The organism is Ensifer sp. D2-11, from assembly GCF_054161295.1.
In genome coordinates, this window is the sequence record NZ_CP096433.1 from 2,740,456 (window position 1) to 2,754,428 (window position 13,973).

The window sequence follows — 13,973 nt, forward strand, 5'->3', positions numbered from 1 at the left end:
CATGGCGGAAGCAAGCACGCAACAGGCGGGCTCCAGCACGGCGAAGATTTGGCTTGGATCCTACCCGCCGGGCGTGCCGGCCGAAATCGGCCCGCTCAGCTATCGATCCATCGGCGAATTCTTCGATCACGCGGTTGCGCAATATTCCTGGCGCCCCGCATTCACCTGCATGGGCAAGGCACTGACCTTCTCCGATCTCAATACGCATTCGGCGAAAATCGGCGCCTGGCTGCAGTCGCTGGGGCTAGCGAAGGGCGATCGGGTTGCGGTGATGATGCCCAACATCCTTCAAAATCCGGTCATCGTCTATGGGATCCTGCGAGCCGGCTTCACCGTCGTCAACGTCAATCCGCTCTATACGCCGCGCGAACTGGAGCACCAGTTGGTGGATGCCGGCGCCAAGGCGATCTTCGTGCTTGAGAATTTCGCTCATACGGTCGAGCAGGTGCTGGCCCGCACGGAGGTCAAGCATGTCGTGGTCGCCAGCATGGGCGACATGCTTGGTGCGAAGGGGGCAATCGTCAATCTGGTGGTGCGCCGCGTCAAGAAGCTCGTCCCCGCCTGGTCGATTCCAGGTCACCTTTCGTTCAAGACGGTTCTTGCCAAGGGCGCGACGCTCGGCTTCAAGCGCCCGAACGTAGCGCCGGGAGATGTCGCCTTCCTGCAATATACCGGCGGCACCACCGGTGTTTCCAAGGGCGCAACGCTGACGCACGCCAATCTCCTGTCCAACATGGCCCAGATGGAGCTGTGGCTGAACACGGCCTTCCTGCGCAAGCCGCGCCCGGAGAGGCTCACCTTCATGTGCGCGCTGCCGCTCTACCATATCTTCGCGCTCACGGTGAATTCGCTGATGGGACTGGCAACCGGCGGCAACAACATCCTGATACCGAACCCGCGCGACATCCCCGCCTTCGTCAAGGAGCTCGGCAGGTACAGGACGAACATCTTTCCGGGGCTGAACACGCTCTTCAACGCGTTGATGAACAATCCCGAATTCCGCAAACTCGACTTCTCTTCCCTGATCCTGACCTTCGGCGGCGGCATGGCGGTGCAGCGGCCGGTCGCCGAGCGCTGGCTGGAGCTGACCGGCTGCCCGATCCATGAGGGCTACGGACTTTCCGAGACGTCGCCGGTCGCCACCGCCAACCGCCTCGACACCGACGATTTCACCGGCACGATCGGCATACCGCTGCCCTCGACGGAGGTCGAGATCCGCGACGAGGACGGGCGCACGCTTCCCGCCGGCGAAATCGGTGAGATCTGCATTCGCGGGCCGCAGGTGATGGCGGGTTACTGGCAGCGCCCCGAGGAAACGGCCAGGGCCATTTCGCCGGACGGCTTCTTCCGCACCGGGGATGTCGGCTTCATGAACGCCGAGGGACTGACGAAGATCGTCGATCGGAAGAAGGACATGATCCTCGTCTCGGGATTCAACGTGTTCCCCAACGAGATCGAGGAGGTGGCGGCGACCCATCCCGGCATCCTCGAGTGCGCCGCAATCGGCATTGCCGACCCGCATTCCGGCGAGGCGGTCAAGCTCTTCGTCGTGCGCAAGGACCCGGACCTCACCGAAGAAGAGGTCATGCGCCACTGTGCCGCCAGCCTCACCAACTACAAGCGGCCGCGATACGTGGAATTCCGCACCGAACTGCCCAAGTCGAACGTCGGCAAGATCCTGCGCAAGGATTTGCGCGGGTAGCGGCTTGGGCGCGGAAATGCCCCTCATCCGGCCTGCCGGCCACCTTCTCCCCGCAGGCGGGGAGAAGGGACTCGCGGCACCGGCTCGCTCCATTTTGCCGCAGAGTGCGCGTCCGAGTCCCCTCTCCCCGCCTGCGGGGAGAGGGCTAGGGTGAGCGGCAGTCTTCGCCGCCCTACCGATGGAGAAAAGCGCCCGCCTTTTTTCGCTGCAGCGCACACCTGCCCTTGATTTGCCGCGGTTAAACCGACTAGCTATCGCAGCCAAATTCCGATGCCCCCATTCCCATGCCCTAGTTGCGATGCAAGGAGCCCTGCGATGAAAGCGCTTGTCGAAAACCTGAAAGCCACTGCACGCGAGACCGATGCGACCGATATCCGCGCCGCCTTCGCGGCCGATCCGAACCGTTTCTCGCGCTTCAGCACGGCGTTCGACGACCTCCTCTTCGACTATTCCAAATGCGCGGTGAACGACAGGATCATCGACGGGCTCGAAGCGCTCGCCAAGGCGGCGAAGGTCGAGGAAAAGCGCGATGCCATGTTCCGCGGCGATATCATCAACATCACCGAGGAGCGCGCGGTTCTGCATACGGCGCTGCGGAACAGGTCGAACCGGCCGGTCCTCGTGGACGGGAAGGACGTCATGCCGGACGTCAATGCCGTGCTCGAGGCTATGGGCAAGTTCGCTGACGATATCCGCACCGGTGCCGTGAAAGGAGCCACGGGCAAGAAGATCACCGATGTCGTCAATATCGGCATCGGCGGTTCGGATCTCGGCCCGGTCATGGCGACGCTGGCGCTTGCCCCCTTCCACGACGGCCCGCGGCTGCACTTCGTTTCCAACGTCGACGGCGCCCACATCGCCGACACGCTGAAGCTGCTCGATCCCGAGACCTCTCTCTTCATCGTCGCCTCGAAGACCTTCACCACGATCGAGACGATGACCAATGCGGCGACCGCCCGCGCCTTCATCGCCGGCAAGCTCGGCGAGGCGGCGGTGGGTCATCACTTCGCGGCCGTCTCCACCGCCCTCGACAAGGTCGGCGCCTTCGGCATCGATGCCGCCCGCGTCTTCGGCTTCTGGGACTGGGTCGGCGGACGCTATTCCATCTGGTCGGCGATCGGACTGCCGTTGATGATCGCGATCGGCAAGGAGAATTTCGGCCGCTTCCTAGACGGCGGCCATGCGATCGACGAGCATTTCCGCAGCGCGCCGCTTCGTCAGAACATCCCCATGCTGCTTGGGCTCATCGGCTTCTACAATCGCAACGTTCTCGGCTATCCGTCGCGGGCGATCCTGCCCTACGACCAGCGGCTGACGCGCTTTCCGGCCTATCTGCAGCAGCTCGACATGGAATCGAACGGCAAGGGCGTGACGCTCGACAGCCAGCCGGTCGAATTCTCGACCGGTCCCGTCGTCTGGGGCGAGCCCGGCACCAACGGCCAGCATGCCTTCTATCAGCTCATCCACCAGGGAACCGATGTCATTCCCGCCGAGTTCATGATCGCGGCGAATGGCCATGAAAAAGACCTGCGCCACCAGCACCAGCTCCTGATGGCGAACTGCCTGGCGCAGTCGGAAGCGCTGATGAAGGGGCGTACGCTGGCGGAGGCCAAGGCGCAGCTGACCTCCAAGGGCATGGACGATGCTAAGGCCGACAAGATCGCACCGCACCGCGTCTTCACCGGAAACCGGCCGTCGCTGACCATCGTCTACGACCAGCTCGACCCCTTCGCGCTCGGCCGTCTGATCGCGCTATACGAACATCGCGTCTTTGTCGAAGGCGCGCTCTTCAACATCAATTCCTTCGACCAGTGGGGCGTCGAGCTCGGCAAGGAACTGGCGACCGGCCTGCTGCCCGTCATCGAAGGCAAGGAAAGCGCCGAGGGCCACGATTCCTCGACCGCCGGACTCGTTGCCGCGCTGCTGAAGGCGGCACGCTGATCGACAGCCGATCGGAGTGATCGGTCAGCCGCGCGGATTCTCCCCCCGTGTGGGGGAGATGGCGGCAGCCGGAGGGGCATCACGGCCGCGCGTGCTGCGTGGACCCGCCGACACGGCGTAGTCGCACCAACGTCAGAGCCCGAGTTCGTGCCGCCAGGGCGGATTGGCGCCCGCGCGCGAAACAGTGACGGCCGCAGCCTTCGCTCCGAGCGTCAGGGCCTGGCGGATCGCCTCGTCGGTCAGGCTTGCCACCCTCTCCTTGGTCAGGAGGTTGTTGAACTTCAGCGAGGCCAGCACCCCGGCGTCGAAAGTGTCGCCCGCGCCGACCGTATCGACGACCTCGACCCGTTCGCTCGCGACCTCGACCTTGTGGCCGTTCGTATAACCGACGGCGCCGTCCGCGCCGCGGGTGATCAGCACCAGTTTCGGGCCGCGCTTCAGCCATTCGGCTGCGAGCGCGTCGTGGCTGCCCTCCATGCCGAACCAGGCGAGGTCCTCGTCGGAGAACTTGACGATATCCGACATGGCCGCCATTCGGTTCATGCGTCCGACATGCGCCTCCTGGTCTTTGATGAAGCCGGGGCGGATATTCGGATCGAAGGAGATCACCCGTTTTTCGTGCTCCCGCGCCATCAGCGCCTCATAGGTGGAGCCGCAGGGCTCGGGAATGAGGCTGATCGCGCCGAAATGCAGCGCTTCGCAGAAATCTCCGAGGGCCGGAAGGTGCTCCGTGGTGATCATCCGCCCGGCCGTGTTCTCGTCGAAGAAAGCGTAGCTCGCATGCCCCTCGACGAGCTTCACAAAGGCGAGCGTCGTGTGCAGCGGCAGCGTGGCGCAGGGAGCGAAATCGACATTCGCGGCCTTGAGCGTCGCGCGCAGGATGTCTCCGAACATATCGTCCGAAAGGCCGGTGAAAAAGCCTGTGGGGACGCCGAGCCGGCCGAGCGCGACGGCCGTGTTGAAGATCGCGCCGCCCGCATAGGGCGCAAAGGCGCTCTCGCCCGCCGTCGTCTCCCGCGGCAGCATGTCGATCAGGGCCTCTCCGCAGCAAACGATCATGTCCATTCCTCCCCAAACATATTCAATCGATCCGCCAAATCGCACCAGGCCCTTCGTTACTGGATCGCGAGCGCGCTGACGCCCCCGTTTCGGCCCGACCAGTCGAGCGGAGCATTGAGGAAGGCTTCGACCTCGTTCAGTGTCTTCTCGTCGAACAGCGCCAGTTCGCGCGCGACGGCAAGCACGTTGCGCCAGGTGGCGATGTAGTGCAGGTCGACGCCCTTCGACTTCATGTTGCCGCGCGCCTCCGGGAAGATGTCATAGTAGAAGAGGGCGATGCCGTGCTCGACCACGCCGCCGGCCGCGCGGATCGCATCGATGAACTTGAACATCGAGCCGCCGGCGGTCGTCAGATCCTCGATGACAAGGACACGCGCACCCTCAGGCATATGGCCCTCTATCTGGGCGTTGCGGCCGTGCCCCTTCGGCGCCTTGCGTACATAGATCATCGGCAGGCCAAGACGCTCGGCAAGCATTGCCGCGAAGGGAATACCGGCGGTCTCGCCGCCGGCCACCACGTCGAACTGCTCGAAACCGGCTTCGCGGAGGATCGTGGCGACAGCGAAATCCATGACCGCCGAGCGGATGCGCGGATAGGAGACCAGCTTGCGGCAGTCGATATAGACCGGGCTCGCCATGCCGGAGGCGAGCCTGTAGGGCTCGTCGGCGCGAAAATGCACGGCCTTGATTTCCCAGAGCATCTTCGCGACCAGCTCGGCCATCACGGCCTTGTCGGTGAATGCGTTCGAAAACATGGACTCTCCTTCGGCTATCAGGCCTGTGTCACGGCCCAGTGGAGCGGGAACATCGGGTCGAAAACCGTGACCGGACCGGCTTCGGTCTCGATCCTGGCAGGGTAGCTGACCGGCTCCTCCTGCTTGCGCAGCGTGATCGTCTCCTCGTTTGCCGGCAGGCCGTACCAGGCGGGGCCGTTCAGCGAGGTGAAGGCTTCCAGCCGGTCGAGCGCACCCTCTTCCTCGAAGACGTGAGCGAGGCAGCTCAAGGTGTTGATCGATGTGTAGATGCCGGCACAGCCGCAGGCGCACTCCTTGAGCGGGTCGACATGCGGGGCAGAGTCCGTGCCCAGGAAGAAGCGGACGTCGCCCGAGATCGCCGCCTGGCGAAGCGCCAGCCGATGCGCCTCGCGCTTCGCCACCGGTAGACAGTAGTAATGCGGCTTGATGCCGCCGACGAGGATGGCGTTGCGGTTGATGATCAGGTGATGGGTGGTGATGGAGCCGGCAAGATTGGCCGCATGCTCGCGGATGTAGTCGACGCCGTCCTTCGTCGTCACATGCTCCATGGTGATCCTGAGATCGGGCAGGCGCCGGCGGAGCGGGTCGAGAACGGTTTCGATGAAGACCGCCTCGCGGTCGAAAATGTCGACCTCCGCCGTCGTCACCTCGCCATGGACGCAGAGCGGCAGCCCGATCTCGGCCATGCGCTCGAGCACCGGCATGGCCTTGTCGATATCGCGGACGCCGCTCGACGAATTCGTTGTGGCGCCGGCCGGATAGAGCTTGACGGCCTTGACGAGGCCGCTCCTGAACCCGGCTTCCACATCTCCCGGATCGGTGCCCTCGGTAAGATACAGCGTCATCAGCGGCTCGAACCGGTCCCCTGCGGGAATGGCGGCGAGGATGCGCTCGCGATAGGCGGCCGCATCGGCGGAGGTCACCACGGGCGGCACCAGATTGGGCATGATGATGGCGCGCGCGAAATGGCGGCTCGTATCGGCAATCACGCCGCGCAGCATGCCGCCGTCGCGCAGGTGAAGATGCCAATCATCAGGGCGGCGTATAACGAGGTCTTGCATATCAGCGTTCTCCCGATGCTCGCGCCCGATCCGCGCGGCCGGCATCAGGGCGTACCGGTGCGCTCGAAGGGCGGCAACTCATGTGGTGAAACCGCGCCTCGATAACACCATTGCGCCGCCGAAGACAATGGCCATTCGAAAGCTCACCGCAGTCCGCGGCCGGAAACTGCGGGACGAATGCCGAGCACTCTAAAAGTCCCTGATCACGACATCCGCCGGCCTGCGGCTGTCGACGACCCGGCGGGCATTGGGTATGTCGTTGCCATAGGCCTTGCTGCGCGCCGCGTCTTCGTCATAGCCGTGGTCGTACCAGCGCTGCAGGAGCCGCCGCTCGAGCACCTCCAGACCCGGATCGATGAAGATCGAATAATCGAAAGCGCCGTCGAGGCCGTTCCAGGGCGCTTCGTCGAGCAGCAGGTAGTTGCCCTCGGCAAGCACGATACGCGTCTCGGGCGCGATGATCCTCGCCGAGGCAATCGCCAGTTCCCGGGAGCGGTCGAAGACCGGGACGAGAACCTCGCCGTCATCGGCGCGGACGGCGGCAAGCGTTGCGAGAAAGGATCGGACGTCGAAGGTCTCGGGTGCCCCCTTGCGGGCAAGCAGCCCTTTTTCCTCGAGAACGGCATTGTCCATGTGAAACCCGTCCATGGGCAACACCGCCGCCTTTTCGCCCGCCTGCGTGATCGCCTCCGCAAGCGTTTCGGAAAGCGTAGACTTACCGGCGCCGGGCGGACCGGCGATGGCGACGATGAAGCGGCCGGAATTGACCGCCCGCTTCAGGATTTCATCCGCAAGGGATTTGACGCTCATGCCGCGATCGCCTCGCGCGGCGGCTCCTTCGCACCGGTCATGAAGGCCACCGCATCGGACATGGTGTAATCCTTGGGATTGATGACGCAGAGGCGGCGGCCGAGACGATGGATGTGGATCCGGTCCGCGACTTCGAAGACATGCGGCATGTTGTGCGAGATCAGCACGATCGGCAAGCCGCGGCGACGCACGTCGAGGATCAGCTCCAGCACGCGCCGGCTTTCCTTCACCCCGAGCGCCGCCGTCGGCTCGTCCATGATGACGACCTTGGAACCGAAGGCGGCGGCGCGCGCCACCGCAACGCCCTGGCGTTGTCCGCCGGAGAGCGTCTCGACCGCCTGGTTGATGTTCTGGATGGTCATCAGACCGAGCTCGGAGAGCTTCGCCCGCGCCTGCTTTTCCATGGCGGCGCGGTCGAGCGAGCGGAACCACTTGCCCATGATGCCCGGCTTGCGGATCTCCCGGCCGAGGAACATGTTGTCGGCGATCGAGAGTGCCGGCGACAGGGCGAGGTTCTGATAGACCGTTTCGATGCCGGCTTGCCTCGCCTCCATCGGCGAGCGGAACTGGATGGGCTTGCCTTCCAGCCGGATCTCGCCTTCGTCCGGCGTGACGGCGCCCGATATCGCCTTGATCATCGAGGACTTGCCGGCGCCGTTGTCGCCGATCACGGCCAGGATTTCGCCGGGATAGAGGTCGAAATCGGCGCGGTCGAGGGCGGTCACGCGGCCATAGCGCTTCACGAGGCCGCGAGCGGTGAGAATGGGTTCCTGTGCCATCAGGCTGCTACCTTTCTGATCCACTGGTCGATTGCAACGGCGATGATGATCAGCAAGCCGATCAGGAGATAGGTCCATTGCGGGTCGGTGCCCATGAGGCGCAGGCCGAGCGAGAAGACGCCGACGATCAGCGCGCCGAAGAGCATGCCCATGATGGAGCCGCGGCCGCCGAAGAGCGAGATGCCGCCGATCACCACGGCAGTGATCGATTCGATATTCGCAAACTGGCCCGCTGTCGGGGAGACGGAGCCGATGCGGCCGATGAGGGCCCAGCCGGCAAGGGCGCAGATGAGGCCGGAGAGCGTATAGATGGAGATGAGCATGCGCGTGACGTTGACGCCGGCGAGCTTGGCAGCCTCGGGGTCGTCGCCGACGGCATAGACATAGCGCCCCCAGGCGGTGCGGTTCAGGACATACCAAAGAAGGCAGACGAGGAGCACCATCACCACGACGCCGTAGGTGAAGACGGCATTGCCGATGCGGAAGTTCTGGCCGAAGAACTGCAGGATCGAGGCATTCGCGGAGATGTCCTGAGCCCGGATCGTCTCATTGGCGGAATAGAGGAAGTTGGAGGCGAGCACGATCTGCCACATGCCGAGCGTGACGATAAAGGGCGGCAGCTTCATGCGCGCGACGAGCGTTCCGTTGATGTAGCCGCAAAGCGCCCCCACCCCAAGGCCGCAGATGACGGAGAGCGCCGGCGGGAAGCCGTAGCGGAAGGTGAACTGCCCCATGATGACGGACGAGAGCACCATGATGGCGCCGACCGAAAGATCGATACCGGCGGTCAGGATCACGAGCGTCTGAGCGGCACCGACGATACCGACGATCGCCACCTGCTGCAGGATCAGCGTCATGGTGAAGGCGGAAAAGAACTTGCCGCCGAGAATGACCCCGAAGGCGATCAGCGACAGGACCAGCACGATCAGCGGCACCGCGGCCGGGCTCGAATGCAGGAAGTGCTGCAGCTTCTGAAGCAGCGTCTTATCATGCGCGTCGAAAGACGCTACGTCCGTCGAACTGTCGGCCAGGACCTTTTCGAATTCCTGGGATGGCTGTGCGGCTGTGTTTGTTTCGCCCATGGGGACTCCTCCCGTGAACCCCGCTCAAGAGGGGGTGCATTGCTGCAGGATGCGCGGCCCACCGGTCGAAGCGGCGAGCCTCAGAACGCTCCACGAAATCCGGCCTGCGCCGCGATCGGTTCTGAGAAGCCAGAGCGGAACGCGGGCAAGAAGCACCTCGCGCCTTCCTCGCCCCGCCCTGAAAATTGCGCAGGTTTTCGATGCCTTGTCAAAGACCTCGGCACTTGCGGGAAGGGCGGCCGGGGCCGCCCTTCCCTTCACGCCTGTGTGCGCGGCCGATCAGCCCCAGCACTTCTCCATGCCGGTCTTGGTATCGATCGACTCGACGCCGGATACCGGCTTGTCGGTGACGAGCGAAACGCCCGTGTCGACGAAGTCCTTGCCTTCGGTCGGCGTAGGCTTCTCGCCCGTATCGGCGAACTTCTTGATCGCCTCGATGCCGAGCGCCGCCATCATCAGCGGATACTGCTGCGACGTCGCGCCGATCACGCCCTCGGCGACATTCTTGACGCCCGGGCAGCCGCCGTCGACGGACACGATCAGCACGTCCTTCTCGCGGCCGACGGACTTCAGCGCCTCATAGGCGCCGGCGGCGGCCGGCTCGTTGATCGTGTGGACGACGTTGATGGTCGGGTCCTTCTGGAGGAGGTTCTCCATCGCGGTCCGACCGCCCTCTTCGTTGCCGTTGGTGATGTCATGGCCGACGATGCGAGGATCATCCTCGTCGCCGATCTTGTTCGGGTCCTTGGGGTCGATGCCGAAACCGATCATGAAGCCCTGGTCGCGCAGCACGTCGACGGAGGGCTGCGACGGCGTCAGGTCGAGGAAGGCCACCTTGGCTTCCTTGGCGGCATCGCCGAGCGTTGCGGCCGCCCACTGGCCGATGAGTTTGCCGGCAAGCAGGTTGTCCGTCGCAAAAGTGGCGTCGGCGGCATCGAGGGGTTCGAGCGGCGTGTCGAGCGCGATGACCAGAAGACCCGCATCCCGGGCCTTCTGGACCTGCGGCACGATACCCTGGGTATCGGAGGCGGCAATCAGGATACCCTTGGCGCCATCGGCGATGCAGGTCTCGATCGCAGCGACCTGGCTCTCGGAATCCCCGTCGATCTTGCCGGCATAGGACTTCAGGGTGACGCCCAGTTCCTTGGCCTTGGCGGCCGCGCCTTCCTTCATTTTCACGAAAAAGGGATTGGTGTCGGTTTTGGTGATGAGGCATGCCGACACCTCGGCTGCCTGCGAGGGCGATGCGAAAGCCACGCCCATGGCGAGCGCGCCGAATGCGGCAGAAAGAACTGTCTTCTTCATTAAATCCTCCCAAGGATGAAAAATGCCGGCGCGCCGGCTTCAGGACCCGCTGCAGCATTCTCCTCAGCTGCAGACGGCGCTTCCGATGGTCAATCAAGCATCAAAAATCCAGCGTGTCAATAAATAAATCAAATTGAATTATTATCTCGTTGTGGCATTCTGCACGTGGTATCGCCTCGGTCCGACCGGGAGGATTTGGGCATCGACGATCGTGGGCCGGATGCGGACAGCCCCACGCGAAGCGAGCGGGTGCCGTGATCGGAGTGCGATCGCGGTAAAGCTTTAAGGGACTGCATGGCCGTACCCGGATCGGGGAGGACCGTACGGTACCAATGGGAGGAAACGGTGGCATGTCACTGACAGATGGCCCCTATGCGGGGCCGCCCCAGCCGGATGTGGTCGACCCGAGCGGCGGGGCCAATCAAACGCGCGTGCGCGCCTATAACGAACGGCTGGTCATGTCGCTGGTGCGCCGTCACGGCAGCTTGTCCAAGGCCGAGATCGCGCGCCGATCCGGTCTATCGGCGCAAACCGCCTCCGTCATCATGCGGTCGCTCGAAGCCGACGGGCTGCTCGTCCGCGGCGCGCCGGTGCGCGGCCGGGTCGGACAGCCCTCCATCCCCATGCGGCTCAATCCGGATGCGGTCTATTCCTTCGGCGTGAAGATCGGCCGGCGCAGCGCCGATCTGGTGCTGATGGATTTTCTCGGCACCATCCGGCTGCACCTGCATCAGATCCATACCTATCCGCTGCCCGAGGAGATCGTCAGCTTCATCGTCGGGGGCATCGGCAAGCTCGAGGGACAGCTTGGCCCCGGCGAGCGCGGCCGCATTGCCGGCGTCGGCATCGCCACGCCGTTCGAGTTGTGGAACTGGTCGGAGGAAGTCGGCGCGCCGCGCGAAGAGATGGACAGGTGGCGCGATTTCGACCTGCAGGCGGCGGTCGCCTCGCGCATCCGGCATCCGGTTTTCCTTCAGAACGACGGAACCAGCGCCTGCGGTGCCGAACTCGCCTTTGGTGTGGGCGCCAGTTATCCCGATTTCGTCTATTTCTATATCGGCTCCTTTATCGGCGGCGGCGTCGTGATCAACTCCGCCCTCTTTTCCGGACGAACCGGCACCGCCGGCGCCGTCGGCCCGCTGCCTGTCGCCGGCAAGGACGGCAAGTCGACGCAGTTGCTGAAAATCGCGTCGGTCTTCGTCCTGGAAAAGCTCCTGCGCGAACGCGGCATCGACCCGGAGCCGCTCTGGTACTCCGCCGACGACTGGATCGATTTCGGCGAACCGCTCGAAATATGGATTCAGGATGCGGCGGCAGCGCTTGCGCAAGCCGTCGTCTCCGCGGTTTCCGTCGTCGATTTTTCGGCGGCCGTGATCGACGGCGGCTTTCCGCCCTGGGTGCGTGCGCGCCTTCTTGCCGCGACGCGAAAGGCCCTCCAGACGCTCGACCTGCAGGGCGTCACGGTTCCGGACCTCGTCGAAGGCACCGTCGGGAGCCACGCCCGCGCGATCGGCGGCGCAAGCCTGCCGCTCTTCTCCCGCTATCTGCTGGACACCAATGTCCTCTTCAAGGAGCTTTAAGCCGTTGCTGAAAGGAATAAGCCCCATTCTGAGCCCGGAGCTTCTCTCCACATTGAGAGCGATGGGGCACGGCGACGAGATTGCGCTCGTCGACGGAAACTATCCCGGGCTGGAGCACGCGCGCCGGCTCATCCGGTTGGACGGGCACCCGCTTGTCCCCGTGCTCGACGCTGTATTGAGCATCCTGCCGATCGACGATTTCGTGCCGGAGGCGATCTTCCGGGCAACCGTGAAACAGGACCGCGATGCCCTCGACCCCGTGCATCGGGACATCATTGCCTGCTGTCGGAAACATGAGCCGGCACAGCCGGTCGTTCCTTTGCTCGGAGCCGATTTCTATCAGCGGGTGAAGGCGGCCCATGCGGTGGTGCAGACCAGCGAACCGCGGCTATACGGCAACGTCATCCTGCGCAAGGGCGTCATCTACCCTTGAGATCGTGACGCAACAAAGAACCCGCCGGCGAGCCGGCGGGTTCTTTCTCGATCAGCAATGCTTGGGTCAGGCAGCAACGGCCCTTCCGGTGCGGGCATCGAGCGAAAGCGCGCCCGGGCCGAAGCCTGCCAGCACCAGGAAGGCGCCGGCGATCGTGACGTTCTTCATCATCATGATCTGGTTGAAGACCGTGAGCAGCCCGTTTGCAGCCGGCGGGAAGTCCGGGACGTTGATTGCGCCGCTATGGAAGACGAAAGCGGTGACCACGCAGAAGGCGGCGAGCAGATAGGATGCGATACGGGTCTGAAACCCGACGAGGATCGCAAGACCGGCAACGAGTTCGAAGAGACCGGCGAGATAGGCGAGCGCCGTTGCGGCAGGCCAACCGGCACCGGTGATCATACCGGCCGTCGCCGACGGGTCGGTGAGCTTGCCGAAGCCGGAGGTTATGAAGATGATCGAGAGAAGAATGCGCCCGATGAGCACGATGACATTCTGGGACATGCGCGAGGCTCCTGTTGGAAAACGTGTTGGCAGCAGAGATAACAAGCTTTTCGAAATCCTCTAGCCGCCCGCCCGGCGACAGATCGTTCACAATCTAGAGACGGAATCGATTCGTCGTCAACTGATGCCTTGCCGCTTTGGCCTCGGTCGGCCAAACAAGCGCTTTTCTGTTGCAAGATGAGGCGACAGAGTCAAAACTCCCCGACGCGTAAAGGGGAACGCAGGGGTAATCGCAATGGCTGAAGTCATCCGGAGTTCCGCCTTCTGGCGGTCCTTCCCTATATTCGAAGAGTTCGACAGCGAAACCTTGTGCGAGCTCTCGGGCATCGCCAGCTACCGGAAATGGTCCGCGGGCACGGTCATCTTCCAACGCGGCGACCAGGGCGACTACATGATCGTGGTGGTTTCCGGACGCATCAAGCTTTCGCTGTTCACGCCGCAAGGCCGCGAACTCATGTTGCGGCAGCACGAGGCAGGGGCGCTGTTCGGCGAGATGGCGCTGCTCGACGGACAACCGCGATCGGCGGATGCGACCGCCGTCACCGCCGCCGAGGGCTATGTGATCGGCAAGAAGGATTTCCTCGCCCTCATCACGCAGAGGCCGAAGACCGCCGAGGCGGTGATCCGCTTCCTCTGCGCGCAATTGCGCGACACGACGGACCGGTTGGAAACCATCGCGCTCTACGATCTCAACGCCCGCGTCGCCCGCTTCTTCCTGGCGACGCTCCGCCAGATCCACGGTAGCGAGATGCCGCAAAGCGCCAATCTCCGCCTGACGCTCAGCCAGACGGACATCGCCTCGATTCTCGGAGCGAGCCGGCCGAAGGTGAACCGCGCGATCCTGTCGCTTGAGGAGAGCGGTGCCATCAAGCGCGCGGACGGCATCATCTGCTGCAATGTCGGTCGCCTGCTGAGCATCGCCGATCCGGAGGAGGATTGATGCCGCTCGCCCAAAAGCGCGC

The 13,973-nt window shown here is 63.9% G+C and carries 13 protein-coding genes; 5 read left to right on the top strand and 8 right to left on the bottom strand.

Annotation, left to right across the window (positions count from 1 at the left end):
• Window position 1: 1 nt before the first annotated feature.
• Together M1D34_RS13200 and pgi are read left to right on the top strand one after the other, a co-directional pair.
• On the top strand, window positions 2-1,702 hold the full coding sequence (locus M1D34_RS13200) for a long-chain fatty acid--CoA ligase (protein WP_498779380.1): 1,701 nt from the start codon (window positions 2-4) through the stop codon (window positions 1,700-1,702).
• Between the two features lie 315 nt (window positions 1,703-2,017).
• Window positions 2,018-3,643 carry a glucose-6-phosphate isomerase gene (gene pgi / locus M1D34_RS13205; protein ID WP_498779382.1) on the top strand — a complete coding sequence of 542 codons (1,626 nt, stop codon included), beginning with the start codon at window positions 2,018-2,020 and terminating at the stop codon, window positions 3,641-3,643.
• Window positions 3,644-3,775: 132 nt separating this feature from the next.
• Here pgi and M1D34_RS13210 read toward each other — a convergent pair whose 3' ends face one another.
• The 7 genes from M1D34_RS13210 to M1D34_RS13240 form a co-directional block, all read right to left on the bottom strand.
• On the bottom strand, window positions 3,776-4,702 hold the full coding sequence (locus M1D34_RS13210; protein ID WP_498779384.1) for a carbohydrate kinase family protein: 927 nt from the start codon (window positions 4,700-4,702) through the stop codon (window positions 3,776-3,778).
• Between the two features lie 56 nt (window positions 4,703-4,758).
• Entirely contained in the window at window positions 4,759-5,457 is a 699-nt protein-coding gene (locus M1D34_RS13215) for an orotate phosphoribosyltransferase (RefSeq protein ID WP_498779386.1), read from the bottom strand.
• A 17-nt stretch (window positions 5,458-5,474) separates the two neighbouring features.
• Entirely contained in the window at window positions 5,475-6,518 is a 1,044-nt protein-coding gene (pyrC, locus tag M1D34_RS13220; RefSeq protein ID WP_003531498.1) for a dihydroorotase, read from the bottom strand.
• Between the two features lie 189 nt (window positions 6,519-6,707).
• A complete protein-coding gene (locus tag M1D34_RS13225; RefSeq protein WP_003531507.1) occupies window positions 6,708-7,328 on the bottom strand; it encodes a nucleoside triphosphate hydrolase in 621 nt (206 codons plus the stop codon).
• The gene (locus M1D34_RS13230) at window positions 7,325-8,107 is read right to left on the bottom strand and encodes an ATP-binding cassette domain-containing protein (protein ID WP_003531508.1); all 783 of its coding nucleotides are present in this window, start codon (window positions 8,105-8,107) and stop codon (window positions 7,325-7,327) included. Before M1D34_RS13230 ends, M1D34_RS13225 begins: the two co-directional genes overlap by 4 nt.
• Window positions 8,107-9,189, bottom strand: coding sequence for an ABC transporter permease (locus M1D34_RS13235; RefSeq protein WP_003531509.1), 1,083 nt, complete (start codon window positions 9,187-9,189; stop codon window positions 8,107-8,109). Before M1D34_RS13235 ends, M1D34_RS13230 begins: the two co-directional genes overlap by 1 nt.
• 279 nt (window positions 9,190-9,468) lie before the next feature.
• Window positions 9,469-10,494 (bottom strand): sugar ABC transporter substrate-binding protein, encoded by a 1,026-nt coding sequence (locus tag M1D34_RS13240; RefSeq protein WP_003531511.1) that lies wholly within the window; start codon window positions 10,492-10,494, stop codon window positions 9,469-9,471.
• Window positions 10,495-10,844: 350 nt separating this feature from the next.
• Between M1D34_RS13240 and M1D34_RS13245 the strand changes: the two genes are divergently transcribed.
• Together M1D34_RS13245 and M1D34_RS13250 are read left to right on the top strand one after the other, a co-directional pair.
• Window positions 10,845-12,074: an ROK family transcriptional regulator gene (locus M1D34_RS13245; protein WP_010968603.1), complete on the top strand. Its 1,230-nt coding sequence runs from the start codon at window positions 10,845-10,847 to the stop codon at window positions 12,072-12,074.
• 4 nt (window positions 12,075-12,078) lie between these two features.
• A complete protein-coding gene (locus M1D34_RS13250; protein WP_010968602.1) occupies window positions 12,079-12,507 on the top strand; it encodes an RbsD/FucU family protein in 429 nt (142 codons plus the stop codon).
• A gap of 66 nt (window positions 12,508-12,573) precedes the next feature.
• Here M1D34_RS13250 and M1D34_RS13255 read toward each other — a convergent pair whose 3' ends face one another.
• Window positions 12,574-13,011 carry a DoxX family protein gene (locus tag M1D34_RS13255; protein ID WP_003531515.1) on the bottom strand — a complete coding sequence of 146 codons (438 nt, stop codon included), beginning with the start codon at window positions 13,009-13,011 and terminating at the stop codon, window positions 12,574-12,576.
• A 235-nt stretch (window positions 13,012-13,246) separates the two neighbouring features.
• Between M1D34_RS13255 and M1D34_RS13260 the strand changes: the two genes are divergently transcribed.
• Complete coding sequence (locus tag M1D34_RS13260) at window positions 13,247-13,951, top strand: Crp/Fnr family transcriptional regulator (RefSeq protein ID WP_003531516.1); 705 nt, start codon at window positions 13,247-13,249, stop codon at window positions 13,949-13,951.
• The last annotated feature ends 22 nt before the right edge of the window (window positions 13,952-13,973 follow it).